The 25871-nt window shown below is 69.4% G+C and carries 22 protein-coding genes; 9 read left to right on the top strand and 13 right to left on the bottom strand.

Annotation, left to right across the window (positions count from 1 at the left end):
• Genes egtD through egtA form a run of 4 tightly spaced genes read right to left on the bottom strand, consistent with a single transcriptional unit; the run spans position 1 to position 4395 of the window.
• Complete coding sequence (egtD, locus tag ACWCRB_RS00185; RefSeq protein WP_450993827.1) at positions 1-963, bottom strand: L-histidine N(alpha)-methyltransferase; 963 nt, start codon at positions 961-963, stop codon at positions 1-3.
• Complete coding sequence (gene egtC / locus ACWCRB_RS00180; RefSeq protein WP_450993826.1) at positions 960-1760, bottom strand: ergothioneine biosynthesis protein EgtC; 801 nt, start codon at positions 1758-1760, stop codon at positions 960-962. Before egtC ends, egtD begins: the two co-directional genes overlap by 4 nt.
• Complete coding sequence (gene egtB / locus ACWCRB_RS00175) at positions 1760-3082, bottom strand: ergothioneine biosynthesis protein EgtB (protein WP_450993825.1); 1323 nt, start codon at positions 3080-3082, stop codon at positions 1760-1762. The genes egtC and egtB overlap by 1 nt, the downstream gene beginning before the upstream one ends.
• Positions 3079-4395, bottom strand: a complete 1317-nt coding sequence (gene egtA, locus ACWCRB_RS00170; RefSeq protein ID WP_450993824.1) for an ergothioneine biosynthesis glutamate--cysteine ligase EgtA — start codon at positions 4393-4395, stop codon at positions 3079-3081. Before egtA ends, egtB begins: the two co-directional genes overlap by 4 nt.
• Before the next feature lie 278 nt (positions 4396-4673).
• On the opposite strand from egtA, the gene ACWCRB_RS00165 reads away from it, so the two are divergent.
• The gene (locus tag ACWCRB_RS00165) at positions 4674-5495 is read left to right on the top strand and encodes a TIGR02452 family protein (protein WP_450993823.1); all 822 of its coding nucleotides are present in this window, start codon (positions 4674-4676) and stop codon (positions 5493-5495) included.
• 77 nt (positions 5496-5572) lie between these two features.
• Here ACWCRB_RS00165 and ACWCRB_RS00160 read toward each other — a convergent pair whose 3' ends face one another.
• The 4 genes from ACWCRB_RS00160 to ACWCRB_RS00145 form a co-directional block, all read right to left on the bottom strand.
• Positions 5573-6019: a type II toxin-antitoxin system PemK/MazF family toxin gene (locus ACWCRB_RS00160; RefSeq protein WP_450993822.1), complete on the bottom strand. Its 447-nt coding sequence runs from the start codon at positions 6017-6019 to the stop codon at positions 5573-5575.
• Positions 6020-6064: 45 nt separating this feature from the next.
• Positions 6065-7546: a flotillin family protein gene (locus ACWCRB_RS00155; protein ID WP_450993821.1), complete on the bottom strand. Its 1482-nt coding sequence runs from the start codon at positions 7544-7546 to the stop codon at positions 6065-6067.
• A 155-nt stretch (positions 7547-7701) separates the two neighbouring features.
• A complete protein-coding gene (locus ACWCRB_RS00150) occupies positions 7702-7926 on the bottom strand; it encodes a hypothetical protein (protein WP_369032243.1) in 225 nt (74 codons plus the stop codon).
• Positions 7927-7946: 20 nt separating this feature from the next.
• A complete protein-coding gene (locus tag ACWCRB_RS00145; RefSeq protein WP_450993820.1) occupies positions 7947-9371 on the bottom strand; it encodes an amidase in 1425 nt (474 codons plus the stop codon).
• A gap of 266 nt (positions 9372-9637) precedes the next feature.
• Between ACWCRB_RS00145 and ACWCRB_RS00140 the strand changes: the two genes are divergently transcribed.
• On the top strand, positions 9638-11026 hold the full coding sequence (locus tag ACWCRB_RS00140) for a glycoside hydrolase family 43 protein (protein WP_450993819.1): 1389 nt from the start codon (positions 9638-9640) through the stop codon (positions 11024-11026).
• A gap of 188 nt (positions 11027-11214) precedes the next feature.
• On the opposite strand, the gene ACWCRB_RS00135 is transcribed toward ACWCRB_RS00140, so the two are convergent.
• The gene (locus tag ACWCRB_RS00135) at positions 11215-12276 is read right to left on the bottom strand and encodes a DUF5937 family protein (protein WP_450994051.1); all 1062 of its coding nucleotides are present in this window, start codon (positions 12274-12276) and stop codon (positions 11215-11217) included.
• A 122-nt stretch (positions 12277-12398) separates the two neighbouring features.
• Between ACWCRB_RS00135 and ACWCRB_RS00130 the strand changes: the two genes are divergently transcribed.
• Genes ACWCRB_RS00130 through ACWCRB_RS00120 form a run of 3 tightly spaced genes read left to right on the top strand, consistent with a single transcriptional unit; the run spans position 12399 to position 17225 of the window.
• Positions 12399-14288 carry a CocE/NonD family hydrolase gene (locus ACWCRB_RS00130; protein ID WP_450993818.1) on the top strand — a complete coding sequence of 630 codons (1890 nt, stop codon included), beginning with the start codon at positions 12399-12401 and terminating at the stop codon, positions 14286-14288.
• Positions 14285-15646, top strand: a complete 1362-nt coding sequence (locus ACWCRB_RS00125) for a CapA family protein (RefSeq protein ID WP_450993817.1) — start codon at positions 14285-14287, stop codon at positions 15644-15646. The genes ACWCRB_RS00130 and ACWCRB_RS00125 overlap by 4 nt, the downstream gene beginning before the upstream one ends.
• Before the next feature lie 31 nt (positions 15647-15677).
• Positions 15678-17225 (top strand): AbgT family transporter, encoded by a 1548-nt coding sequence (locus ACWCRB_RS00120; protein ID WP_450993816.1) that lies wholly within the window; start codon positions 15678-15680, stop codon positions 17223-17225.
• Positions 17226-17568: 343 nt separating this feature from the next.
• On the opposite strand, the gene ACWCRB_RS00115 is transcribed toward ACWCRB_RS00120, so the two are convergent.
• Complete coding sequence (locus ACWCRB_RS00115; protein WP_450993815.1) at positions 17569-18333, bottom strand: SDR family NAD(P)-dependent oxidoreductase; 765 nt, start codon at positions 18331-18333, stop codon at positions 17569-17571.
• 112 nt (positions 18334-18445) lie between these two features.
• A complete protein-coding gene (locus tag ACWCRB_RS00110; protein ID WP_450993814.1) occupies positions 18446-19006 on the bottom strand; it encodes an ester cyclase in 561 nt (186 codons plus the stop codon).
• A 217-nt stretch (positions 19007-19223) separates the two neighbouring features.
• Between ACWCRB_RS00110 and ACWCRB_RS00105 the strand changes: the two genes are divergently transcribed.
• From ACWCRB_RS00105 to ACWCRB_RS00095, 3 genes are all read left to right on the top strand, one after another.
• On the top strand, positions 19224-20183 hold the full coding sequence (locus ACWCRB_RS00105; protein ID WP_450993813.1) for a helix-turn-helix transcriptional regulator: 960 nt from the start codon (positions 19224-19226) through the stop codon (positions 20181-20183).
• A gap of 148 nt (positions 20184-20331) precedes the next feature.
• Entirely contained in the window at positions 20332-20946 is a 615-nt protein-coding gene (locus ACWCRB_RS00100) for an MEDS domain-containing protein (RefSeq protein WP_450993812.1), read from the top strand.
• A gap of 2 nt (positions 20947-20948) precedes the next feature.
• A complete protein-coding gene (locus ACWCRB_RS00095; protein ID WP_450993811.1) occupies positions 20949-23066 on the top strand; it encodes an ATP-binding SpoIIE family protein phosphatase in 2118 nt (705 codons plus the stop codon).
• 209 nt (positions 23067-23275) lie between these two features.
• On the opposite strand, the gene ACWCRB_RS00090 is transcribed toward ACWCRB_RS00095, so the two are convergent.
• Together ACWCRB_RS00090 and ACWCRB_RS00085 are read right to left on the bottom strand one after the other, a co-directional pair.
• The gene (locus tag ACWCRB_RS00090; protein ID WP_450993810.1) at positions 23276-23701 is read right to left on the bottom strand and encodes a (R)-mandelonitrile lyase; all 426 of its coding nucleotides are present in this window, start codon (positions 23699-23701) and stop codon (positions 23276-23278) included.
• Positions 23702-23770: 69 nt separating this feature from the next.
• Positions 23771-24616, bottom strand: a complete 846-nt coding sequence (locus ACWCRB_RS00085; RefSeq protein WP_450993809.1) for an SDR family oxidoreductase — start codon at positions 24614-24616, stop codon at positions 23771-23773.
• 274 nt (positions 24617-24890) lie between these two features.
• Here ACWCRB_RS00085 and ACWCRB_RS00080 point away from each other — a divergent pair, with 274 nt between their 5' ends.
• Positions 24891-25760 (top strand): helix-turn-helix domain-containing protein, encoded by an 870-nt coding sequence (locus ACWCRB_RS00080; RefSeq protein ID WP_450993808.1) that lies wholly within the window; start codon positions 24891-24893, stop codon positions 25758-25760.
• Positions 25761-25871 lie beyond the last annotated feature (111 nt).

The raw sequence follows: 25871 nt of genomic DNA, 5'->3' as shown, positions 1-25871 counted from the left end.
TCAGCGCACCACGCTCAGCGACAGCGCGAAGCGGTCCGCGCTGTCCGTCCACCAGTGCCGCAACTCCAGCCCGGCAGCGGCCAGTTCGGCGCCCACACCCTCGTTCCGGAACTTCGCCGACACCTCCGTACGCATCTCCTCGCCCGCCGTGAAGTCGACGGCGAGATCGAGCGCGGGGACCTTCACGGTCTGCTCGGCGAGTGAGCGCAGCCGCATCTCGATCCACTCGTTCTCGGGGTCCCACAGCGCCACGTGCTCGAAGGCGTCCGGGTCGAAGTCGGCGCCCAACTCGCGGTTGACGACGGTCAGTACGTTCTTGTTGAACGCGGCCGTCACACCCGCCGAGTCGTCGTACGCCGGGACCAGCACCGACGCGTCCTTGACCAGGTCCGTGCCGAGCAGCAGCGTGTCGCCCGGCGACAGCAGGGCACGGACCGAGGACAGGAAGCCGGCCCGCTCGGCGGGCAGCAGGTTCCCGATCGTGCCGCCGAGGAACGCCACCAGCCGGGGCCCGGGCGTCCCCGGCAGCGCCAGACCGCCGGTGAAGTCGGCGATCAGGGCGTGTACGCCGAGCCCGGGCCGCTCGGCGATCAGCGCCTCGCCCGCCTGCCGCAGCGCGCTCTCACTGACGTCGACCGGGACGTACGTCTCCAGCTCCGTCAGCGCGTCGAGCAGGTACCGCGTCTTCTCCGACGAGCCGGAACCCAGCTCGACCAGTGTGCGCGCACCGGTCGCGGCGGCGATCTCCCCGGCGCGGGCGACGAGGATCTCGCGCTCGGCCCGGGTCGGGTAGTACTCGGGCAACTCGGTGATCTGATCGAAGAGTTCGCTGCCGTGGGCGTCGTAGAACCACTTCGGCGGGAGTGTCTTGGGTGTGCGGGTGAGCCCATGGAGAACGTCGGCGCGCAGGGCGGCCTCCGTGGCGTCCTCGGGCAGGGTGCGGGTGACCAGGAACGGACTCACGTACGAAGCTCCTCGGGTGGTACGGATGCCATGTTGCCGCTCGTGTCGCTCAACTCCTGGAGCGGGGTGAGCCGTACCTCGGTGCGGCTCACGATGACGAGGGTGCGGTCGGGTACCTCCTGCCAGCGGGGATCGTCGTCGTACGGTTCGGAGGCCACGACCGTGCGCGGTCCTGGCCCGGTGAGGTGGAAGAGGGTGTCGCCCCAGGTGGTGGCGGCGATCGTCGTGCCGTCGGTGAGCAGCAGGTTGAGCCGGGACCCGGGGGCCGCCTCGGCGACCTCCAGGACCGTACGGGCCAGCGCCCGCCCGACGTCGTCACCGGCGCGCAGCCGGTGCAGCACCAGCGCCCACACGAACGCCGAGTCGCAGCGTGCCTCCATCGACAGCAACTCCTCGGCGGGCAGGGCCTGTACGAGCGGCGCGAGCGACCCCGGCCAACCCTTCACCGCGCCGTTGTGCCCGAACAGCCAGGCACCGGCGGCGAACGGCGCCGCCGCGGCCTCCCCGTCGGCGCCCGCCACCGTCGCGTCCCGTACGGCGGCGAGCAGCGCGCCGGTCCGTACGACCCGGGCGAGGTCGGCGAAGGACGGGTCCGCCCAGACGGGCCCGGTACGCCGGTAGCGGGCCGGCACCGGATCGCCCTCCGCGTACCAACCCACCCCGAAACCATCGGCGTTGACCGTCCCGTACCGCTGGTGCCGGGGCGCCCACGACTGCTGGTACACCCCGTGCGGCGGCTCCACGACGAGGCTGCCGATCGCCTCCGGTGGCCCCAGATAGGCGAGTTGACGGCACATCAGACGGCCTCCGGGGTACGGGCGGTGCGGAACCCGGAGAAGATCTGCCGCCGGATCGGGTAGTCCCAGTTGCGGAACGTCCCCCGGCAGGCCACCGCGTCCACGGCGAACGAACCACCGCGCAGCACCTTGTACTCGGGCCCGAAGAACACCTCCGAGTACTCCTTGTACGGGAACATGCTGAACCCCGGGTACGGCGCGAAGTCGCTCGCCGTCCACTCCCACACGTCACCGATCAACTGCCGTACCCCGAGCGGCGATTCACCGGCCGGATACGAACCGGCGGGCGCCGGCCGCAGATGCCGCTGACCGAGGTTGGCGTGCTCGGGGGTGGGGTCGGCGTCGCCCCACGGGTAGCGCGTCGAGCGGCCGGTCGCCGGGTCGTGCCGGGCGGCCTTCTCCCACTCCTCCTCGGTGGGCAGCCGACGCCCGGCCCAGCGGGCGTACGCGTCCGCCTCGTACCAGCAGACGTGCACGACGGGCTCGTCGGGCGGCACCACCTCGGTGACCCCGAACCGCCGCCGCAGCCACTGCCCGCCGTCCCGGAACCAGAACTGCGGTGCGTACAGCGAGTGTTGGCGGATGTGTGCCCAACCGTCCGGTGTCCACCAGCGCGGATCGTCGTAGCCGCCGGCCGCGATGAACGCCTGATAGGCGGCGTTCGTGACCGGGGTCGTGTCGATGAAGAAGGACGCCACTTCCCGCCGGTGCGCGGGTCGTTCGTTGTCCAGGGCCCATGGCTCGGCGGAGGTGCCCATGGTGAACGGGCCACCGGGGACCAGGACTTCAGCCGGACCGGCGAAGAGGGGAGCGGGCTCGGGATCGGGAGCACTGAGAACCGCAGCCCCCTTCCTCAGCTGATGGGTGATCAACATCGTCTCGTCGTGCTGCTGTTCGTGCTGGGCGATCATCCCGAAGGCGAACCCCGCCTCGGTCAGCCGGGCGCCCGTGCCCTCGAACGCGGCGCTCTCCAGCACGTCCAGGGCCCTGCCGCGCACCTCCGCCGCGTACTTACGCGCCTCGTCGGGCGGCAGCAGCGGCAGCGAGGGCCGTTCGGCGCGCGAGTGCTCGAAGGCGTCGTACAGGCCGTCGATCTCGGGCCGCATCGCCTCCCGCCCCGCGACCGCCCGCAGCAGCCACATCTCTTCCTGGTTGCCGATGTGTGCGAGGTCCCACACCAGCGGGGACATCAACGGCGAGTGCTGGGCGGTGAGTTCGGGATCGTCCACGGTGGTCAGGAGCGCGGTCCGCGCCCGCGCGGTGGTGAGCGCGGCAAAGGCACGCTCCCGCAGCGCCTCCGGATCCAGGGTGGGGTCGGTCATGTGCGGAGATCCTTCCCGTACGAGTTCCCGTGCGCACGCCGGTCCGTGCCGCCCAGGCGGTCGAGCAGGTCGTCGGCGGGGCAACGACCCGGTATGACATAGCGGTCGAGGTACGCGGCGACGGCGCCGACGACCTCCTGGCTCGCGCCCATCCGGGGCAGCGCCTCCAGGGCGGCCGAGAAACAGACGACGGCCACCTCGTGCAGCTCCGGGTCGGTCAGTCCGTAGCGGGCCGCGTCGGCCCACAGCGGGTTGTGCGGGGCGGGCAGCGACTGGGCGCGCTCGGCGAGCGGCTTGACCGCCCGGTAGGCCCGCTCGGCCGCCTCGGGGTCGTCGAAGAGCGCCGCCGTCACGGCGAGCGGGACGATCCAGCCGTCGTCGCCGGGCTGTGCGTCGATCATGCGCAGTTCGAGATGGCCACGCGGTCTGACCGGCGGGAACAGGGTCGTCAGGTGGTAGTCGAGGTCCTCCTGCGTCGGCGGCCGGGGCACCCCGGACCGGATCCACTCCCGGAAAGTCAGCCCGTCCTCCGGCACGTCCCAGGGCCCGCTGTCCCGTCGTATGCACATCACCGGGGCGCCGAGCACGTGCTCCGCCCACGCGTGCCGCGGGTCGGCGTCCAGAGTGGGCGCGCCCGCCCGCCCGGCGCCGATCTCCATCCACAGCACCTGCCGGGTGGAACGCCAGCCGGTGGGGCTGCGTGCGGCGAGCGGGGAGTTGGCGAAGGCGGCCACGAGGACCGCGCCGAGCTGGTGCGCGAGCCACCAGCGCCGTCCGTGCCCCAGGGGCCCGGGCTCCTCGTGACCGGCGTCGAGACACACCTGCACGGAGGCCGAGGTGCACATCATGGCGCGGCCGGCCGGGCCGGTGAGGTCGAGGGAGCGCTCCAGGGCGTCATAGCGCGGCTCGTGCAGGAAACGCCGGGGCGGATGCCAAGGGTCCTGGCCGATTCCGACGAGGCCGAGACCGTCCTCGCGCAGAACAGCGCGGACGGCGTCCAGGTCGGCGGAGACGGATCCGATGCACTCCATCAGGGTGTCGGCGGGAGCGGAACTGAGTTCCAGCTGACCGCCCGGTTCGACGGTGAGCGCCGACCTGAGAGGCAGGGTCCGCAGGGAAGCGTAGGCCGCTTCGAGCCGTGCGGGTGACACGGGGAGCTGCGGCTGCCGCAGCTCATGGACGAGCCATTCCACCTCGACGCCGAGGGTACGAGGCGGTCCGGTCTTGAAACAGATTCCCCGGACGAGGGCTTCGACCTCGGCCTCGGAGAGGGCGGTGCGGCGTTTGGTACAGCCACTCACCGAATCGGACATGTCGGGATCCTCCTGAGATTCCACCATGCCGCCGGCCCGGCTTCGGGTGGGCCGGTCAGGCAACGCTCGTCCCACCCAAACCCCTCGCGCCGAATCGCACAAGGGTGCACATGGGCACTTACGGGACGGTGTATCTCCGTTTCCGTGGTGTTTCCGGGCCGTTCGCCGACCCGGGAAACTCTGTTGCACCGCATGTCCAGCATCACCCACGATGCCTGCATGAGCACGGCGGGGAAGCGAGTACGGGGAACGGCCATGGCGCACACGGGGGTGGCGCCATGAGCGCCCGCCTGCGCGACCTCGCCCGTGCGACGGAGGAGATCGTCGCGGCCGGTTCCTACCGAGCGTCCGACGGACGCGAGGTACGACTCGCCGCGGCGATCAAGGCCGCCCGAGCAGGCACACGCCTCTACGGCCCGGGCCCACTGGACGTACTCCCGGCACCCGCACCCCTCGCCACGGCCTTCGAGGTCACCGGCGAGAGCAGCCTGGAGGCGGCCTGCCGCCTCCCCGGCCCGGTGGCGGTCCTGAACTTCTCCTCGGCCCGCAATCCGGGCGGCGGCTACCTGAACGGCGCCCAGGCCCAGGAAGAGGCCCTGTGCAGGGCTTCGGCGCTGTACACCTGCCTGCTGGAGGTGCGCGAGTTCTACGACCACCACCGCACCCACCGCGACCCGTTCTACACGGACCGCGTCATCCACTCACCCGAGGTCCCGATCTTCCGGGACGACCGTGGCCGCCTCCTGGACACCCCGCACACGGCGGGCTTCCTGACCTCGGCGGCCCCGAACGCGGGAGTGATCCGACGTACGACCCCAGAGCGCGAGGCGGCCATCCCCCAGGCCCTCGCATCACGTGCGGAGCGGGTCCTGGAAGTGGCCGCCACGGAGGGCTACCGCCACCTGGTCCTGGGCGCATGGGGCTGCGGAGTCTTCCAGAACGACCCGCACATGGTGGCGACCACGTTCAGAGACCTACTGGTGGGCGGCCGTTTCGAGGGCAGATTCGAGAGGGTGGCGTTCGCGGTACTGGACCGCACGAGGGGCGCGACAACAAGGGCCGCATTTGAACATACGTTCGCTGGAGTGAGCGCCCCCTAGGGCGCGGCCGGCTTTTAGGGGCGCGGAGAACTGCGCGACCAGCCCCCACCGACCCGCACCCGGCGAACAACCGAAACTCACCGCCACCCATACCGCTCCTGCAACCGCCGAACAACAGAGTTGAACCGCATACGATCCAACGCACAAGCCTCCCGCCGCATCCCGTCCTCGAACAGCCGCAGCACCCGATCCACATCAACCCAGGAATCGCGCCCGGTCCGATCCCACGGCCCGCTCCCGATAGCGACCCACTCCCGATCCCCGTCATGCCGCTTACTTGACAGCTGCACGGCAAGAAACGTCCCCGCAGCCTCCCGAGCGACAACAAGGACGGGCCGGTCCTTGCCCCTCCCGTCGTTCTCCTCAAAAGGCACCCAGGTCCACACGATCTCCCCGGGATCGGGATCCCCGTCGTGGGCGGGCGAGTACTCCGTACGCACCCGCCCCACATCGCGAGGATCGGCCTCGGTGGTGGCGGAGGGGCCAAAACGCCCCGGGACTTCGGCATCGGGAAAGGCAGTCACGAGGCTCACGTTAGAGCCTGCGGACTGCCCCTCCACGCATCACCCCTAGTCCTTCTCCACCGTCACCTTCTGCACTTCAGGACCCGCCACCCCGTTCAGCGCCGAAGTCCCGTTCGCCGCCTGCCCGTTCTGGTTCATGGACGCGAGCAGCTGCCGTGCGAGGCCCAGCCCCGTACCGCCCATCGTGAGCGCCTTGGCGAGCATCTCGGCCATACCGTCGGCCCCGTTGAGCACCACCATGTTGTCCACGCTGCCGAACGCGGACGCACCGGCCTTGACGATCTCCGGCCAGTTCTCGGCGAGTTGCTGGGCGACCACGGCCTCCTGGTTCTCCGCGAGAGCCGCGGCCCGCGCCTTGATGGCCTCCGCCTCCGCGAGCCCCTGCGCCCGTGTCGCCTCGGCGGCGGCCAGGCCCTTGGCCTGGGACGCGGCGGCCTCGGCCTCACCGGTGGCCTTGGTCGCCATCGCGGCGGCCGCACCCCGTGCCTTGGTCGCCTCGGCCTCGGCGCCCGCGGCGGCCTTCACCCGGTTCGCCTCGGCCGTGGCCGCGAGTTCGGTCTCCTTCGCCTTGGCCTGCGCCGCCGAGATACGCGCGTCGCGCTCGGCCTCGGCCCGGGCCCGTGTCTCGTAGGCCTGCGCGTCCGCCGGCTTGCGGACGTCCGCCTGGAGCTGCTGTTCCCGGCGCAGGGCGTCGAGTTCGGCGATACGAGTCTCCTGGACGACGACGTCCTGCCGGGCGGCGGCGTCGGCGAGCGGTCCGGCCTGGCGGGCCTTCGCCGCCGCCTTGTCGCGCTCCGCCTGGTACCCGGCCTGGAGGATCTCGCTGTCCCGGGTGGCCTCCGACATCCGCGCCGCGGCCTTCTGCTCGGCCTCGGTGGCGAGCCGGTTGGCCTCCGCCTGCGCGATCCGCGCGTCCCGCTGGACGGCTGCGGCGTGCGGCATGGCGAGGTTCTTGATGTACCCGGTCGGGTCCTCGATCTCGTGGATCTGGAGGGAGTCGACGATCAGCCCGAGCTTCTCCATCTCGGTTCCGCACGCGGCCCGGGTCTGCCCGGTGAGCTTCTCGCGGTCGCGGATCATGTCCTCGACGGTCAACCCGCCGACGATGGACCGCAGATGACCGGCGAACACGTTGTGCACGCGCTCCGACATCATCTTCTGCTGGTCGAGGAAGCGGCGGCCCGCGTTGGCGATCGACACGAAGTCGTCGCCCACCTTGAAGATGACCACGCCCCGCACCTTGAGCGGAATGCCCTGGGTGGTCACGCAGTCCACGTGCAGCTCGGTCTCGTTGAGGTCGAGCGAGATCTTGCGCACCGCCTGCACCCCGGGCAGCACGAGGGTGCCGCGCCCCGTGACGATCCGGAACCCCATGCCTTCCTCAAGGCCTTCGGTCCTGTGCTTGGAACCGGAGATGATGAGTGCCTCGTTGGGTTCAGCGACCCGCCACATCATCTTGAACACACCGATGAGCACGAGGATCCCGGCAACCGCGATCCCCGCAACGACGCCGACGAACATCGGCATACGCCCCCTTTGCATGGTGCCCTTTCGGCACCGAACGAAGGCAAGGGTGCTCCTGCGCGGGGCAGGGGTACAGATGCTGACGAATCCTTGTTGCAAGCTTGACGCACACGTGATCATCCGCAGACGAATCGGTCACCCGGTGTGCCCGGCCGGACTCAACTGTCGTACGCGGCGGTGACGTAGACCGTCCGCGGCGGCAGATACTCCACGACCATCACCACCGTCCCCCGTTCGATCCGGTCCTGCGCGGCGGCCGGGTACGCCAGGAAGTGCTCGGCCCCGCCGCGCACCCGGACGATCACCTCGCCGACCAGCCCCGGTCCGATCGTGCCGGTCACCCGCCCCATCAAGCCGACCATCGGCGCGTCGTCCATGGTCACAGCGTACGGGCCGAAACCCCCTACGCGGCCGTCGAGTCGGCAACCGGCTCGTACGGCGGCCACCGCTCGTGCCAGCGTAGGTCGGCCTCCAACTGCGCGGCCAGCGAGACGAGCAGCGGCTCACTGTTCGCCGGACCGAGCAACTGGGCGCCCACCGGCAGCCCTTCACCCACGAACCCGGCCGGGACGTTCACCCCGGGCCAGCCCAGCACGTTCCACGGCCAGGCGTACGGACAGGCGGCGATCATCGCGCGATCGGTCGCCAGTCCGCCGAGCGGCAGCATCGCCCCGATGCGCGGCGGGGGAGCGGCCGTGGTCGGCGAGAGGATCACGTCGTACGAGGAGAACAGGCCGCCGATCCGTCGCTGCAGCGCGGACTCCGCGCGCCGGGCCAGCCGCAGCGGGGGCCCGCCGAGCAGTCGGCCCAGCCGGGCGGCGTCCCGGGTGCGCCGGTCGAGCAGCGCGGGGAACGGGGCCTCGCGGACCCGCTCGGCGAGACCGGCGGTGGCGCGCGGAATGAAAGTGAGCCCGATCTGCCCGTACGCCGGATCGGCCTCCTCCACGGTGTGGCCCAACGAGGCCAGTTTCTCGGCGAGTTGGACGATCCGGGCCCGTACGTCGGGCTGGAGCCGGGCGGGCAGCGCGGTGAACGGCGGTTTGAGGGAGAGCGCGATGCGCAGCCGCCCGGGGTCGCGGCCGGCCGCCTCGGACGCGCTGATCGGCGGCGGCTGGTGCAGGTCCCGTAGGTGGTTGCCGCTCGCCGCGTCCAGGAGGAGGGCCGCGTCCGCGACCGTACGGGCCAGGGTGCCGTTGACCGTGATGCCCTGGAAGGACTCGGGGAGCGGCCAGGTCGAGACGCGTCCGCGCTGCGGCTTGATGCCGATCAGATGGGTCCAGGACGCCGGGATGCGCACCGAACCGGCGCCGTCCGAGCCGAGGGCGGCGGGGACCAGGCCCGCGGCGACGGCGGTGGCCGAACCGCCGGACGAGCCGCCCGGGGTGTGGCCCTGGTGCCAGGGATTGCGGGTCGCGCCGAAGGCGGGGCCCTCGGTGAAGGGCCACTGGCCCAGCTCGCAGGTGTTGGTCTTGCCGATGACGATCGCGCCGGCCGCGCGCAGCCGCCGTACCGCCTCGCCGTCCTCGGCCACCGGCGGGAACTCGCCCGGGCAGCCGAACGCGGTCGGCTCGCCCGCCACGTCCGTGTCGTCCTTCACGGCCACCGGTACGCCGAGCAGCGTCCGGCGCCCTCCGGCCGCCAACTCCCGGTCGGCGGCGTCGGCTTCGGCGAGCGCGGCCTCGGCCCGTACGACCCGAAAGGCGTTGAGGGAGGGCTGGCTCGCCCCGATCCGGGCGAGGGCCTGCTCGACGAGCGTCCGCGAGGTCGCCTCGCCGGCGGCCAGCGCACGGGCGCACTCCGCGAGTCCGGCGGCACGCTCGGCAGTCATACGGACACCTCCGTCGCACACCGTCGCGCCGCGGCGGTGTGTTCCCCATAGCGATTTCACAGCTTCCTACCGAACGGTAACGGCTGGCACGGCGACGCGGTGCGGTATGTCGAATGTGGCGCGGCCGGGCGGAAGTTCACAGGTCCGGAGCGTGTCGGAAGTATTGACGTGCGCACGACTCGGACCTACGGTCTGACCGATTTACCGAACCGCGTTCGCAATCTCGAACGTGGAGAGCCGTCGGTCGGATCGTCAAGGAGCCGCTCGTGACCAGACCCAGCCCCACCCCCTCCCGCCGCAGCCTCCTGCGCGCGCTGGCCGCTCTGCCCGCTTCCGCGCTCGTCCTGGGCGAGTTCCCCGGGCTGCTCGGCACCGCCGCCGCGGCGGCCCCGCCCAGCGGCTCCGCCACGCGCTACACCATCGTGCCGTTCCTCAACAGCAACGACGGCACGGTGAACGTCTACCAGTCCGACGACGCCACCGACTTCCGGCTCGTGCAGTCCTCGGCCTACACACCGCCCAGCAACCGCATCCGCGACGCGAGCGTCTTCAAGCACACCAACGGCTACTACTACGTCACCTACACCACGCACACCTGGCAGGACACCAGCACCACCATCGGCTTCGCCCGCAGCTCGGACCGCGTCAACTGGACCTTCCTGTACGACTACACGGTCCCGATCACCAATCTGTCCCGCGCGTGGGCGCCCGAGTGGTTCGTCGACAGCGACGGCAGCGTCAACATCATCGTGTCCTGCTCGGTCACCAGCGACGAGTGGATCTTCACCCCGTATCTGCTCAAGGCGACCAACACCGCGCTCACTGCGTGGAGTTCACCGGTCGCCCTGTCCGGCATCGGCTCGAACCACATCGACACGTACATCGTGAAGGTCGGCTCGACCTACCACGCGTTCCCGAAGAACGAGACGACGAAGTACATCGAGTACGCCACCGCGACCAGCCTCGCAGGCCCCTACACGATCTCGAAGACCGGCAACTGGGCCGGCTGGGGCAGCTATCGCGAGGGCCCGTCCGTGATCCAGCTCGACAACGGCGGCTGGCGGATCTTCTTCGACGGCTACGGCGACGGGACCTACTACTACAGCGACAGCTACGACACGTTCGCCACCTGGACCGCCCCCAAGGCACTGCCCGTGGTGTCCGGCACGGCACGCCACTTCACCGTCATCAAGGAGACGGTCAGCGGCGGCCCGACCCTGTCGAAGGGCGTCACGCGCTCCTTCCAGTCGGCCAACTACTCCACGCGGTACTGGACGGTGGAGTCCTCCCTGCTCAACCTCCCCGTGGTGAGCAGCTCCAGCACCACCGCGGTCAAGACGGCGGCCACCTTCACGGTCGTCGCGGGCCTCGCCGACGCCAACGGCTATTCCTTCAGGGACAGTTCGGGCAACTATCTCCGCCACTACAACTACCGCGCCCGCTTCGACGCCAACGACGGCACGACGACCTTCGCCAAGGACGCCACGTTCATCGCCCGGACCGGCACGACGTCCGGCTCGATCCGCTTCGAGTCGTACAACTACCCCGGCTACTTCCTGCGCCACTACAACTACCAGCTGCGCGTGGACGTGACGGACGGCACGGACACCTTCCGTCAAGACAGCTCGTTCGTGCCGGTGACGGCCTGGGCCTGAGCTTGACCCTTGCTGACCTGGGGCGGAGCGTGCAACGGGCTGGGCGAGGGCGAGGCATACGCAGCGACCCCTGTGCGGTCCGACCGTCGCAGGGGTCGCTGCGTATGCCTCGTACGTGCATCGGCCGCGCCGCAAGTATCACACCTGGCGAAACGGGTCCGATGGTCACATCAAAGCCCCCGCTTCGGTCAGCGCACGATGGCGCGCAACAGTTCCACTCCCATCTGCATCAGCTTCTGCACATCGACCCGGTGGTAGACGTATCTGCCGCTTCGCTCCGAGGTGAGCACGCCGGCCGTGCGGAGTCTGGCGAGATGCCGTGACACCTGCGGTCGGGTCATGTTCATACGGCGGGCGAGATCGGAGGTGGTGATCGCCTCGTTCACCAGGTGGCGGCACAGGGCCAGGCGCGCCGGATCCGACAGAATGGTCAGCCGTTGCTGCATTTCGTCGATGGACGCGGGCTGGCTGTGCCAGGCCACCGGATAATGCACCACCACGGGGAAACCGGCCTCACCGCGAATGATGAGGTGCGGGCGTCCGTGAATGGTCGGGACGAGAAAGGTGCTGTTTCCCTGGAGGGAGACAGTCAGGTTCTGCAGTTTGTCGAAGCGGACCGCCCTGCCGCCCTGGACCGGCTGGGCGGCAGGGCTGACCGACGAGATCAGCTCGGCGAGCGGCAGCCCGCGCAGCCTCGAACGGGTCTGGTCGGCCTCCTCGCGCAGTCGGTCGTGAATACGCTCCCATTCCTCGGCGAAGAATTCCCCGACGCAGTCCGTCAATGTCCGCATCAGCACGGCGCGAAATTCTTCCGGGTCGTCGACGAGCGACCTCGCCAGCTCACCGCGTGAGAACGAGCGGGCTTCGCACGCGGCGATGAATTCACCCGGCCGGGAAACCGCCCGCCGGGGATCGAAGTCTCCGCCCTGGATCGTGTAGGCGGCGGCCTCGACGAACTCGCGCTCCGGAAGCCGCGACAGCCGCTCGATCTCCGCGTCCACGCCCGTGTCGAGCGGACCGCTCAACGGCAGCAGCAGACGGCAGCGACGGCGGGCCCAGAGCGGCGCGAAGCGCGTCAGCCGGGCCCGCAGATCCGGCGACAGCGCCTCGTCGGTCCGCACCAGCCACGCCCGGAATTCGAGGTGATGGTCGGGCTCCGCGAGCGCGTGCAGACAGGCCTGAAGCTCGGAGATCGGCGAGATGCCGATCTGCACGTCCGAGCCGTTCGCCCCCCTGAGGTCAAGTAGCACCGGCACCCGCTCAGCCTAGCCCGACTGTTGTCGCCTCCGCGATAACAGTGGGTTCAGGCCGTGGTCAGCGGCGTAGCGTCCCCGCCCACATACACCGATGCGAGCGATGTGAAGGAGTGCACGTGGTGGACAGTCCGGGTGGGCACGACGTCTGGCAACGCGTACCGGAGCCGGGTTCAGGATGGCGTCGGGTGATCTCGGTGCCGGTGCGCGACGGCGTTGAGCTCGTCGCGGACGTCTACGCCGCCGAGCCGGACCCGGCTCCCCGGCCGGTCCTGCTGGAGCGCACGCCCTACGGCCGGCGGAGGGCACGCGGGTCGGACGGCGCCTTCGAGTCCTGGAACCCGCCTCCGCCGGAGGCGGTGTGCCGGCGCTTCGTCGAACGCGGCTACCACGTGGTCCGTCAGGACTGTCGCGGCCGGGGCGACTCCGGCGGCGCGTTCGTGAAGTACCTCAACGAGGCGGAGGACGGATACGACACCGTCGAGTGGATCGCCGCCCAGTCGTGGTGCGACGGACAGGTGGCCACGATGGGCGTGTCCTACGCCGCACACGTGCAGACCGCGCTCGCCTCGCTGGGCACCCCGCACCTGTCCGCCATGTTCCTCGACTCCGGCGGCTTCGCGAGCGCCTACGAGACCGGCGTCCGGCTGGGCGGGGCCTTCGAACTCAAGCAGGCCACCTGGGCCTTCGCCCGCGCCAGGACCAGCGCGGAGACCCTCGCCGACCCCGTCAGGGCCGCCGCGCTCGACGCCGAGTCGATCGAGGAGTGGTTCCGGCAGCTGCCGTGGCGCCGGGGCCATTCACCCCTGCGGCACGCACCGGAGTACGAGGGTTATCTCTTCGAGCAGTGGGAGCACGGCCGCTTCGGGCCGTACTGGCAGCAGCTGGGCATCTATGGGCGAGGCCACTTCGACCGTTTCCCCGATGTGCCGAGTCTGCACATCTCCAGTTGGTACGACCCCTACATCCAGACCGCTGTCGAGAACTTCCGCGAACTCGGTGCACGCAAGACGAGCCCGGCGTATCTGGTGCTGGGGCCGTGGACCCACGGCAAGCGGAGCTTCTCGTACGCGGGGGACGTCGATTTCGGCCCCGAGGCGACGCTGGACGGCAACCTGGCGCCCGACTACGTCGAGTTCCGGGCGGACTGGTTCGACTCCCAGCTGAACCCGACGGCGTCCAACCCCCCGGCCGTCCGGTACTTCCGGATGGGCGGCGGCTCGGGAAAGCGCAACGCCGACGGCCGGCTCGACCACGGCGGTCGCTGGCTGAGCAGCTCGACCTGGCCGCCGGAGTCGTCGTACACCTCGCGGTTCTTCCTCAACGCGGACGGCAGTCTCACCTCCGAGCGCCGAGCCGTGGGGGAGTCCCCGGAGTCCCCGGGGTTTCTGGAGTACGACCACGATCCCCGTGACCCGGTGCCGACGATCGGCGGGCAGGTCACGTCGGGTGAACCGGTGATGGTGGGCGGGGCCTTCGACCAGCGCCCCGACCACCGGACGTTCTCCCTGTCCCGGTCGCGGCTGCCGCTCGCCTCCCGGCCCGACGTCCTCACCTTCGAGACCGAGCCGCTGGAGAAGGACGTCGTCGTGGCCGGTCCGGTCGTCGCCCGGCTCACGGTGTCGTCGAGCGCGGCCGACACCGACTTCACCGTCAAGCTGATCGACGTCCACCCGCCGAGCGCCGACTACCCGGCCGGCTTCGCCATGAACCTCACCGACGGCATCCTCCGATGCCGCTACCGGGACTCGTTCGAGACACCGTCACCACTCGAACCCGGGCGGATCTACGACGTGACGGTCGAGGCGCCCGGCACCGCCAACCTCTTCGCCCGCGGCCACCGGATCCGGGTGGACATCAGCTCCAGCAACTTTCCCCGGTTCGACGTCAACTCCGGCACCGGCGAGCCGGAGACCACCGACCGCCGTCAGGTGATCGCGACGAACAGGGTCTTCGTCGACGGGCGCTCCACGATCACGCTGCACCTCGTTGCCGGGGAGCAGATATGAGTACGGGTACGGGTACGGGTGTCGGGGCCGGTCTCACCCTCGCCGCCGTCGGCGACCTCGTCCTCGACGACGACGTCCTGACGCCACGCCTGGAAGCGACCTCCCCCGAACTCCTCGGCCTCCTGCGCGACGCGCACGTCACGATCGGGAACTTCGAGACGACCGCGATCGACTTCGACCGCTTCGCCGGCTGGCCCGAGGCCGAACCCGGCGGATCATGGCTGGTCACCTCGGCGCGCAGCGGAGCCGATGTCCGTGCCATGGGCATCGACATGGTGTCGCGTGCGAACAACCACGCCACCGACTGGGGCGTGGCCGGCCTTCGCTCCACCGGTGCCGTTCTCGACGAGGCCGGACTCGTCCATGCCGGCGCCGGAGAGTCGCTCACCGCGGCCCGGGCGCCGCGCTACCTCACCACCCGGCGCGGACGGGTCGCGCTCGTGTCGGCCGCGACCCGCTACCAGGCCATGTCCCTGGCCAGCGACCCGTTCGGGATCGTGCCGGCCCGCCCCGGGATCAACGGCCTGCGCACCACGAAGTGGTTCGGTGTGCGCCCCGACGAGCTCAGGTCCCTGGCCGCGATCCGGGACAGTCTGCCGACCGAGTCCCTGCACCACACCGCCCGCAAGGCCGACACACGGGACGGCTCGGTGACCCTCGGCGGAACCGCGTTCATCTCGTCCGTGGCCACCGGTGGCAAGGTCGGGCCGTACTGGAAGGTCGACGACGAGGACATCACCGCCCTGCGCACCAGCGTGCGCCAGGCAAAGCAGAGTGCCGATGTCGTCGCGGTCGCCCTCCACACCCACGAACCGGGCAACTACAGCGCCGAGCCGCCCCCCTTCCTCCACGACCTCGCGCACGCCGCGGTCGACGAGGGCGCCGACGTCGTCCTCGGCCACGGCCCCCACCAGTTGCGGGGAATCGAGGTGTACCGGAACCGGCCGATCTTCTATTCGCTCGGGAATTTCGTCTTCATGCAGAACCGCCAATTCCCGCTGACCCGTGAGGCATGGCGGCGAACCGGCCTGGACCCGTCGCGGCACACTCCCAGCGAGATGCTCGAACAGAAGCGGATCAAGGGGCCTTTCAGGGACCGGATCTGGTATGAGAGCGTCGCGGTGTCCCTGTCGTTCGAGAACCAGGGCGCATACGAGAACCAGGGCGCCGTCGACATCACGATTCACCCGGTGACCCTCACCTTCGACACGCAGCATGATTCCGACCGGGGAACTCCTCGACCGGCGGACGTCACTGCCGCGCATCGCATACTCAATCGACTCCGCACACTTTCCGAGGCGTACGGAACCGAAATCCTCCTTGACAACGGTCAAGGCCGCATCCGCATCGACAGATAAGCGCGTACCTCGGTAAAGGAGCCAGCGAGAAATGACTGCCCCCTCAGAAGTACAGCAGAGACCCCAGCGACTCACCCGGTTCCTGGACGGCGTCGAACGGATAGGCAACAAACTGCCCCATCCCTTCTGGCTGTTCTGGATCCTGGCGGTCGTCGTTGCCGCCACCAGCGCGATCATGTCCGCGGCCGGCGTCTCGGTCATCGACCCGGCGACCGGTGATCCGTCCCCCGTCAAGAACGCCCTGTCGGTCGCCGCGGTCCGCGAACTCACCCTCGGTGCCGAGGAGTCGTTCCTGACCTTCGGGCCACTGGGCACCGTACTGATCATCATGATCGGCCTCGCGGTCGCCGACCGCTCGGGCATGCTCGAATCGCTGGCCCGCCACACGCTGGGCCGTGTCCGCCCCAGCCATGCCGTCTTCGCGGTCTGTGTGGCCGGGGCGATGTCGAAGTTCCTGTCCTACAGCGCCTATGTGATCCTCGTACCGCTGGCCGCGCTCGTCTTCAAGGCCGTCGGACGTTCCCCCATGCTGGGCATGATCGTGGCCTTCCTGTCGATCAACGCGGCCGGTGACGCGAACCCGTTCATCGCTCCGAGCGACGTCATCTTCGCCAAGATCGCCACCGAGGCCGCGCAGATCGTCGATCCAGGGGCGATCGTCCGGCCCACCGACAACACCTACTTCACCACCGTCTCCGCGGTCGTCCTCGCGATCGTTCTCACCGTGGTCACGGAGAAGGTCCTGGCCAAGCGTGAGCACGAACTCGTGCCCGACGACGGCGCCACCGGCCCGACCACCGGCGTCCGCTCCGACTCCGTCCCCGACGAGGTCGAAATCCGCGCGCTGCGCTGGACCGGCATCGTCGCGGCGGTCTTCTTCGGGCTGCTGGTCGTAGGAATGATCCCGGCGGGCTCCCCGCTGCGCGGTGAGAACGGCGCCATCCTCGACTCCACGCTCTTCAACAGCATCGCGCTGGTCCTGAGCCTGTTCTTCCTGCTCATCGGGGCCACCTACGCCCGCCTGACCGGCAGGCTCACCAGCTCGTCCGACCTGCCCGCCTTCATGGCGGACGGGATCAAGTCGATCGCGCCGCTCCTCGTGCTCTTCTTCGCCGTCTCGCAGTTCCTCGCGCTGTTCCAGTGGACCGGCATCAGCACCGTCGTCGCGGTACGCGGAGCGGAGGGCCTGAAGAGTCTCGACGCTCCGGTCTTCATCGTGCTCATGCTGCTCATCGCCGGAATCGCCCTGCTGAACCTGCTGATCACCAGCGGGACCGCGCTGTGGGCGCTCATCGCTCCGGTGATCGTTCCCATGACCATGCTGGTCGGGGCCAACCCGGCCACGGTCATGGCCGTCTACCGGATCGCGGACTCCTGTACCAACTCCATCACCCCGATGAGCGCGACGTTCGTTCTCACCGTCGGCTATCTGCAGACCTACCAGAAGAAGGCGGGAATCGGCACCCTGGTGTCGTTCACCCTCCCCGCCGCCATGGCGATGATGGTCGCCTGGATCGCCCTGTTCGCCATCTGGTACGCCGTGGGTCTGCCACTGGGCCCCGGCTCACCGATCCACTGACCACGCCGGTTCACTGAGCTTCTTCGAGTCGGCCACCGACCAGGTGCCGGTCCACGAAGTGCGACGGGCGAGGCCCCCGAGCTGTTGATCGAGATGTCTGACGTCTCCATCACGTTGCTCGGGGGCCTTGTTGGTGACGACCGGTCCCTGGGCTGCCGAGTAGTCGAAGGCCCGCTCCAGAGCAGGCCAACGCTTCCGTCCGACGATGCCCTGGCCCAGAGGCGTCGATCTGCGAAGCGATCCGGCCTCGTGCCTTCCCATGGGCAGACCGAACGCTTGGGAGCCGAGGGCCGGCCAAGGCGTGCTCCGGCGGCCCCGGTGGATGGCCGGGCAGGGGGTGCCGTCAGGCCTGGTCGGTGGGCATGATCCACAGTTCGCCGACGGAGGCGTGGCGGGGGCGGGTGACCATGTAGGCGACGCCGTCGGCGATGTCGTCGGGGGCGAGGACCTCGGTCGTCTCGTAGAAGGGGTTGATCATCGCGCCCTGGATCTCGGGCCTGTTGTGCGAGCCGAGCTCGGTGTCGACGCCGCCCGGCTCCAGGACCCCGACGCGGACGTGGCGCTGGGTGACCTCCTGGCGCAGGGACTCGGTGAAGCCGTTCACGCCGAACTTGGTGAGGTTGTAGACGCCGTAGCCGCTCCAGGCGACGCGGCCGGCGATGGAGCTGATGTTGACGATGTCGGCGACCCGGCGCGGCCCGTCCTCGGCTGCCTTGAGCAGGTGGGGGAGGGCGGCGCGGGTGGTGTAGAGCAGGCCCTGGACGTTGATGGCGATCATGCGCTCCCATTCCTCGACGTCCGCGCCGACGACGGGGCCCAGGAGCATCAGCCCGGCGTTGTTGACCAGGATGTCCAGCCGCCCGAAGTGCTCGACGGCCTGCTGTACGGCCGCCTCGGCCTGGGCGCGGTCGGTGATGTCCGCCTCCAGGACGAGCGCTGTGCCGCCGGCCTTCTCGATCTCGGTGGCGAGATCGTCGAGACGGTCCTTGCGCCGGGCCACCAGCACGACGGAGGCCTTGTGCTCGGCGAGCCGGCGGGCGGTGGCGGCGCCGATTCCGCTGCTCGCGCCGGTGACGAGCGCGACGGTGCCGGTCAGATTCGTTGCCATGGGGTGGTTCTCTTTCCAGACGTATGAAATGGGGCAAGCAGTCGGGGGCGCCCCATCAGTCGCTCGGGCCGATGGGGCGCCGTAAACCGCCAGGCCGGGCGGCGAGGGGTGCCTAGGCGGCGGGGATGGCGCCGATCTGCTGGAGGATGGTGAGCATGTCGAGCTGGGCGCGCTCTTCGACGATCTTGCCGTGGGCGAGGCGGTAGAAGGCCATGCTCTCGGCGTGGACCTTCTTGCCGGTGCCTTCGTAGCCGGCGAAGGGCCCTTCGTGGGTGCCGTCCATGGTGTAGCGGATGGCGACGGTGTCGCCCTCTGCGCGCATGTCCTGGACCGTCCACTTGAGGTCGGGGAAGGCCTTCATGTTGGCGGCGACGATGCCGCGGTAGGTGTCCAGGCCCTGCTGTGTTGTTCCGGCGAAGTGCATGACGATGTCCGGGCTGATGAACTTCTTCGCCAGTGCGGGGTCGTTGGTGGGCAGGAACTGGCTGGTGAACTGCTGCATGATGCGCTTGTTCACCTGGGCGGTCCCATGGTTCCAGGAGGCGGATTCCGCCGCGGCGCCGGAGCCGGTGTTGATGCTGCCGGCCGTGTCCGCGGCGTTCGCTGCGTAGGCCGAGAAGCTGAGTGCTCCCAGGGTCGTGACAACGACGGCAGCCTTGGTGTGTCGACGCATGGTTCGTCCTTCTGTTTCGGAGGTTCGCAGCACCGACGGTGCTGCCGGGAGGCACTGGAGACGGGCGCCAGGTGCGCCGCCGTGTCCGGGCCACTCACACCGCGATCGGCGGTGCACCCCCTACGGAACAGGTTGGTGCGGGCGGGCGGGAGTCCCTGATGAGAGGGGTACTGACAGGGACCCCCGGCCATGCGGGATCGCTCGTAAGGTGAAATGCATGGCAGGCAAAAACGACGCTCACGACGCGCACCGCGACATCCGTAGCGATATCCGCTCGGAGATTCGGGAATTCCTGAGCACGCGACGCGCCAGGGTCACCCCCGAGCAGGCCGGGCTGCCTGTGTACGGCGGGGACCGCCGGCAGGTCTCGGGCCTGCGCCGCGAGGAGGTCGCCCTCCTGGCGGGCATCTCGAGCGAGTACTACACCCGGCTGGAGCGCGGCAACGCCACCGGCATCTCCGAGGGCGTCCTCGACGGCATCGCACGAGCCCTTCAGCTCGATGAAGCCGAGCGAACCCATCTGCTCGACCTCCTGCGCACCGCCACCACGACCCGTCCGCCGCGCCGTCGGCCGACCCAGCAGCGCGTTCGGCCGGCGGTGCAACGGGTCCTCGACTCGATGACCGGCACACCCGCGTTCGTCCTGAACGGACGTCTGGACATCCTCACCGCGAACCGCCTCGGACGCGCCTTGTTCTCGCCGCTCTACGCCGACCCATTGAGGCCGCCGAGCAACGCTCGGTTCGTCTTCCTCGATCCGCACGCGGCCGAGTTCTTTCGTGACTGGGACGGGGTCGCCAACGACACGGTCGCCATGCTGCGCGCCGAGGCCGGCCGTGATGCCTACGACCGGCGGCTGACGGATCTGATCGGGGAGCTGTCCACCCGCAGCGAGGACTTCCGCCGTCGCTGGGCCGCACACAACGTCCGGATCCACACCACGGGCGTGAAGCGCCTCCACCACCCGGTTGTCGGGGACCTCGAGCTGCCGTTCGAGACCTTCCCGCTTGGCGCCGATCCCAGCCAATTCCTCCTCGCCTACACCGCTGAGCCCGCATCTCCCTCGCAGGACGCGCTGAACCTGCTGGCCAGCTGGGCAGCGACCACCGACGCGATCGAGCAGCCCGCCTCGACCGACGACTCCGAACCGGCCGAGTCGGCCGAGACGCCCGACTGATCGACGAGCCACCGAGTGACAGCATGCCGATCCGCAGACGTCGTCGACGCCCCAGGCATCGCTGCGCAAATGCTGTCATTGGGGGCTCAGGACTATGCTCTCCAGTACGGGGCCCGGCTGTCTGCTCCGGCCAGAGAAGGTGATCCGGATGTTGCCCGCTTCAACATCTCTGGGGCCCTCCGACGTCAGCATCGCCCCAGGCGATCACGTATGCGTCTTCTATACGAGCCTGGCCGAGCGCGACGGAATCCTGCTCCCGTTCCTTCGTGAGGGCCTGCTTGCCGGCGAGAAATGCGTCTGCGTCGTGGACACCACCGAACCCGCGGCGCTGCTCGACGACCTTGGCGCCGACACCGATCTCAAGCTGGTTCTCGGCCGTCAGCAGCTGGAGGTGCACCCCTCGCAGGACGTCTTTCTGCGCGGTGGCGACTTCTCCATGGACAGGGTCTTCGACTGGTGGGAGCAGAACATGGCCATCGCGCTCCGGAACGGATTCCGCTACACCCGTGCAGCTTCGGAGATGACCTGGGCGCTGCACCCGCAGCCCATGATCGATGAGCTCCTGACGTACGAGGCGATGGTGAACCAGTTTCTGAGCCGCAATCCTCACCAGGGGGGCCTGTGCCTCTACCCTCTCGATCAGTACAGCGGGGAGACCCTGGTGGAGGTGCTCAAGACCCATCCCAAGATGGTGCTCGGGGGCATGGTGCTGGACAACCCTTACTACCTCGATCCTGACGAGTTCCTCGCCCTCCGGCAGTAACCATGACCGCCATCCCCACCGACCGCACGGCCCGGGACAGAGAGCAGCGCGATCAGCTGTCGAACCTGCAGGGTCTGCTGATGCTCTCGATGCTGATGACCGAGAGTGGAAGCGAGGAGAAGATCCTCAGCCTTGCGGCTGCCTCGGTGCCGTCCCTCAGCAGTTGTCGCGCAGTGGGCGTGTACCTGGGCGAGGACGGATGGCAGGCCGACGTCACGTGTCTGTCCCCGGAGCATGTTCGGGCCGATGTGGAGGCGCAACTCCGCGTTCTCGGTGCGAGCAGCGGCCCGGTCGAGATTCCGGGACGTGCGTGGGGGTGGGCTCTGCCCCTGAGGCGGATCCAGGAGCACATCGGTCACTTCGTCGTGGCCGCGTCCGAGCCGCCCTCCCCGGCGACGCAGTTCCTGTTGCGTGTGCTCGCCCAGCAAACCGGAGTGGCCCTGGCCAACGCCCGGCTGCACATGGCGGAGCGGGCGAGGGCCGGGCAACTGCGCCGTGCCAATGCCGCGCTGGCCGAGACCGTGAGCGCGCTGGAGCACACCACCCGGATCCACGACCGGCTGACCCGTGTCGCGGTGGCCGGGGAGGGGCAGGAAGGAATCGCCCGTGCCGTGTACGAGCTCACCGGGTACCCGGTGGCGGTCGAGGACCGCTACGGGAACATCCGGGCCTGGGCGGGCCCGGAGGGTTCCGCCCCCTACGAGAGAGAGCCCCAGAGCCGACGAGATCGGACACTCCGCCGAGCTCTGAGCGAGGGGCGGCCGGTCCGGGAGAACGGTCGGCTCACGGCCGTTGCCAGTCCGGGCGCCGACATCCTCGGCGTGATTGTCCTGGTGGATCCCGCAGGGACGGCCGCGGATCGGGAGCAGATCGCCCTCGAGCACGGCGCCACCGTCCTGGCCATGGAGCTCGCCCAACACACGGCCTCCGTGGCGTTGCAACGCGACCTTCTCCCGCGGCGGCTGACCGGCGGGACCGCCCTGGAGGTGGCATCACGCTACCTCGCGGCTGGTGCCCCGATCGGTGTGGGCGGTGACTGGTTCGACGTGATCCCGCTGTCGGGGGCCCGGGTCGCCCTGGTCGTCGGCGATGTGGTCGGCCATGGGATCAACGCGGCAGCCACCATGGGGTGGCTCCGTACGGCCGTGCGCACACTCGCCGACCTCGATATGCCGCCCGACGAGCTGCTGGCCCATCTGGACGACCTCGTCATCGGTCTCGCGGAGGAGGAAGAGGCCCGAGAAGAGGCCGAGGGCTCCGCAGCCGTGGGAGCCACCTGCCTCTACGCCGTCTACGACCCGGTCACACGGCGGTGCACGATGGCCCGCGCAGGCCACCTGCCGCCCGCCCTTGTCCGGCCGGACGGCACCGTCACGTTTCCCGACCTCCCGGCCGGGCCGCCTCTCGGGCTGGGGGCCCTGCCCTTCGAATCCGCCGAGTTCGAGCTGCCCGAGGGCACGCTGATCGCCTTGTACACCGACGGCCTTGTCGAGGCCTCGGACCGGAACATCGGCATGGACATCTCAAGGCTGGGGGATGCCCTCACCCGGCCCCACCTGACCCTGGACGCGCTCTGCGGTGACGCGGTCCAGTCTCTGCTGAGTGGTCCGCCCACCGACGACGTGGTCCTGCTCCTGGCCCGCACCCATGTCCTCGGCCCGGACCAGGTCGCCTCCTGGGATCTGGCGGCCGACCCGGCAGTCGTGGCGAGCGCCCGGAACCTGGCCTGCGCACAGCTCACCGCCTGGGGCCTGAACGAGGCGCAGTTCGCCACGGAACTCGTCGTCAGTGAACTGGTCACCAACGCCATCCGCTACGCATCCGGTCCCATCCGCCTGTCCCTGATCCACCAGGACGTCCTGATCTGCGAGGTCTCGGACGGCAGCAGCACCTCACCTCGCCTGCAACATGCAAGGACGACGGACGAAGGCGGCAGGGGGCTGTTCATCATCGCGCAGCTCACTCGGCGCTGGGGCACCCGCTACACCGCGGCCGGCAAGATCATCTGGGCTGAGCAGACCCTTTCGCCGGCGGATGGCGCTGTCGACGGCCACTCGGTTCCCCCCCCGGATGTGAGGTCCGGGGAGACGCTTGACAGTTCGGTCCCGGGACTTGCCTGACGGTGTCTTCCATGATGCTTGACGTCTACCCGGGTCATCGGGACCGGGCCGCACGGGACGTCGTTGGCCATTGCATCGGTGTGGAAAACGGCTGCGCCGTTCGTGGCGCGGTGCCAAGAACGGTCGCTGCCCGAGAGGAGGCGTCGGGATGCCGGGCGGCTGAGTGTCTTCCAGCCGCCCGGCACGTGAGGCGCCTCGGGCGGGGGCCCTCAGGGACGAGTACGGGTACTGACGCGCGGGGCGGCGTGCTCGTCGTTGGCCACATGCTCCAGCCAGGTGGTCTCCGGGCCTGCGTCCGGGCCGGGGCTCTCCCACAGGGCGAGGTGGGTCATGAAGCGGTCGGGGGCGGCACCGTGCCAGTGCGCCTCGCCCGGGGGCGTGTAGATGACATCGCCGGGGTGGGCTTCAATGATCTCGCCGCCGCGGGACTGGATGAGGGCGATGCCCTCGACGATGTACAAGGTCTGGCCCAGGCCGTGGCTGTGCCAGGCGGTACGGGCGCCAGGAGCGAACCTGACCATGTTCGCCCGCGCCCGAGAGGGCTCCTCGCCCCGGTGGACAACGTCGAACCAGACATCACCGGCGAACATGTCGGCCGGGCCCTTGGTGGTCGGCGGCTGCTTGAGGATCTCCATTCATGCCTTCTTCGAAGAGCGCCGCTGCCACTGTTCAGGCGGCAGCGTGACAAGTCGCCGCTCGGGTGTTCAGGCGTCGGTGTCGTCGTAGCCGAGGTCGGCGCCGAGTTCGCGGGAGGCTTCGGCCTGGGCGAGGAGTTCCTGGGCCTTGGCCTTCACGCCTTCGATGGCGTCGGCGCCGGCGACGAAGCGCTGGAGGGGCTTGTCCTGGTCGGCGATGGTGAGCAGGGCGCGGGCGAGCTTGGCGGGGTCGCCTGTCTGCTGGCCGTTCATGCTCTTCCAGCCCGCGATGGTGGCGGTGGTGCGTTCGGCGTAGTCGTCGATGGTCGGCTCGGGCCAGATGGTCGAGCCGTCGACGAGGAGTTCGGTGCGGAAGAACCCGGGCTCGACGACCGTGGTGTGGATGCCGTACGGCTCGACGTCGTAGCGCAGTGACTCCATCCAGCCCTCGACGCCGAACTTGGAGGCGGCGTAGGCGACGCAGAACTCCTGGCCGATGATGCCGGCGGAGGAGGAGAGGGTGATGATGTGGCCGGCGCGCTGCTTGCGCAGGACGGGCAGGACGGCGCGGGTGACGTTCATCGGGCCGAAGAGGTTGGTCTCGATCTGCTGGCGCATCTGCGCGGGCGTGATCTCCTCGAAGTAGCCGGCGTAGAAGTTTCCGGCGTTGTTGATGAGGACGTCGATGCGGCCGAAGCGGTCGACGGCGGCCTGGACGGTGGTCTCGGCGTCGTCGGGGCTGGTGATGTCGAGCTTGGTGACGAGCAGGTTGTCGTGGGGTCCGCCGAGGGTCTTCTCGACTTCTTCGGGGCGGCGTCCGGTGGCGACGACCTGGTGGCCGGCGGCGAGGGCTTCGCGGGCGATGTCCGTGCCGAGACCGCGTCCGGCGCCGGTGACGATGATGACCTTGCTCATGAGGGGTTCCTTTCAGGTGCCGTGATCCGGCACCCGGTGTGCTGTGCTGTGTGATGACGTACCGAGTCGAGGAAGGCTTCCCGGCCGTCGGCCGGGCCGATCCGGTGTGGAGCGCGCGGTCGTCGATTGCCTGGCAGGTTTCTCCCCGCTATGCCATCGACTTTCTCCCCGTCACGCGCACCCGTAAAGGGTAGAATTCCCTACCCGGATGAAAGGTTCCGGGTATAAATCCCTACCCCCCAGTGTTGGTCCATTCGGTGTCACACTGGTCGGTATGACTCGCAACGCGCATCTCAACGAGCTGGGCGAGTTCCTCAAGACCCGCCGGGCCGAACTGAGCCCCCGCGCTGTGGGCCTGCCCGACACGGGCGGCCTGAGGCGGGTCGAGGGACTGCGCCGTGAGGAAGTCGCTCAGCTCGCCGCCATCAGCACCGAGTACTACACCCGCCTTGAGCAGGGCCGCCTCCAGGCATCGGGGCCGGTGCTGTCCGCCCTGGCGCAGGTACTCCGCCTGGACGACGACCAACGGGACTACCTCTTCGAACTCGCGGGCAAGGACCAGGCCCGGCCTCGCCGCCGTGCCGTGCAGAAGGTGCAGCCGACACTGCAACGCCTTCTGGACAACCTGATCGACACTCCGGCTCTTGTTCTGGGCCGCCGTACGGACATTCTCGCCTGGAATTCCCTGGCCGCCGCGCTGATGACCGATTACGCGGAAATTCCGGAGAGGAAAAGAAACCATACGCGGCTTCTTTTCACCGATCCCGCGATGAGGACGCTGTATGCGAACTGGGAGCAGGTCGCTCACACCACCGTTGCGCAGCTGCGGATGCAGGCTGCCAAATATCCCGACGACCCCCGGCTGGCCGCCCTTGTAGGGGAGTTGTCGGTGCGGGATCCGGACTTCCGCCGTTGGTGGGGCGATCGCCACGTGGCCGCCCGCACGGTGGGCACCAAAACCTTCCACCACCCCGTGGCCGGCGAGCTCAGCCTCGACTGGGACACCCTCACCGCCAGCATCGACACCGAGCAGGTGCTCATCGTGCTGACAGCAGAACCCGGCACCCCTTCCCACGACGCGCTGCGCATCCTCGCCTCCTGGGCCATGAATCACCAGCCGTCAGCACCCGACACAGCCGTCTGACCGCATCAGTACGGGCCGACCTGCGACTGCGGACGGAATGCGGCGCACCACCCCGTTCCACCCAAGCCATTGGCCACCCCTGGGCCAGTACGTCCCCATCGATGAGGAACC

This window comes from Streptomyces sp. NPDC002156 (assembly GCF_053593675.1).
Note: the sequence above shows the minus strand (reverse complement) of the source record. Positions and strands in the feature narration are given on the sequence as shown.

What these genes read in the sequence shown, in the direction of transcription:
- ACWCRB_RS00100 (WP_450993812.1), top strand. Translation starts at nt 20,332, where the DNA reads ATGTTGCCCGCTTCAACATCTCTGGGGCCCTCCGACGTCAGCATCGCC.
- ACWCRB_RS00155 (WP_450993821.1), bottom strand. Translation starts at nt 7,546, where the DNA reads ATGCCGATGTTCGTCGGCGTCGTTGCGGGGATCGCGGTTGCCGGGATC.
- ACWCRB_RS00165 (WP_450993823.1), top strand. Translation starts at nt 4,674, where the DNA reads ATGAGCGCCCGCCTGCGCGACCTCGCCCGTGCGACGGAGGAGATCGTC.
- ACWCRB_RS00080 (WP_450993808.1), top strand. Translation starts at nt 24,891, where the DNA reads ATGACTCGCAACGCGCATCTCAACGAGCTGGGCGAGTTCCTCAAGACC.
- ACWCRB_RS00090 (WP_450993810.1), bottom strand. Translation starts at nt 23,701, where the DNA reads ATGGAGATCCTCAAGCAGCCGCCGACCACCAAGGGCCCGGCCGACATG.
- ACWCRB_RS00125 (WP_450993817.1), top strand. Translation starts at nt 14,285, where the DNA reads ATGAGTACGGGTACGGGTACGGGTGTCGGGGCCGGTCTCACCCTCGCC.
- ACWCRB_RS00095 (WP_450993811.1), top strand. Translation starts at nt 20,949, where the DNA reads ATGACCGCCATCCCCACCGACCGCACGGCCCGGGACAGAGAGCAGCGC.
- ACWCRB_RS00110 (WP_450993814.1), bottom strand. Translation starts at nt 19,006, where the DNA reads ATGCGTCGACACACCAAGGCTGCCGTCGTTGTCACGACCCTGGGAGCA.
- ACWCRB_RS00105 (WP_450993813.1), top strand. Translation starts at nt 19,224, where the DNA reads ATGGCAGGCAAAAACGACGCTCACGACGCGCACCGCGACATCCGTAGC.
- egtC (WP_450993826.1), bottom strand. Translation starts at nt 1,760, where the DNA reads ATGTGCCGTCAACTCGCCTATCTGGGGCCACCGGAGGCGATCGGCAGC.
- ACWCRB_RS00145 (WP_450993820.1), bottom strand. Translation starts at nt 9,371, where the DNA reads ATGACTGCCGAGCGTGCCGCCGGACTCGCGGAGTGCGCCCGTGCGCTG.
- egtA (WP_450993824.1), bottom strand. Translation starts at nt 4,395, where the DNA reads ATGTCCGATTCGGTGAGTGGCTGTACCAAACGCCGCACCGCCCTCTCC.
- ACWCRB_RS00085 (WP_450993809.1), bottom strand. Translation starts at nt 24,616, where the DNA reads ATGAGCAAGGTCATCATCGTCACCGGCGCCGGACGCGGTCTCGGCACG.
- ACWCRB_RS00115 (WP_450993815.1), bottom strand. Translation starts at nt 18,333, where the DNA reads ATGGCAACGAATCTGACCGGCACCGTCGCGCTCGTCACCGGCGCGAGC.
- egtB (WP_450993825.1), bottom strand. Translation starts at nt 3,082, where the DNA reads ATGACCGACCCCACCCTGGATCCGGAGGCGCTGCGGGAGCGTGCCTTT.
- ACWCRB_RS00120 (WP_450993816.1), top strand. Translation starts at nt 15,678, where the DNA reads ATGACTGCCCCCTCAGAAGTACAGCAGAGACCCCAGCGACTCACCCGG.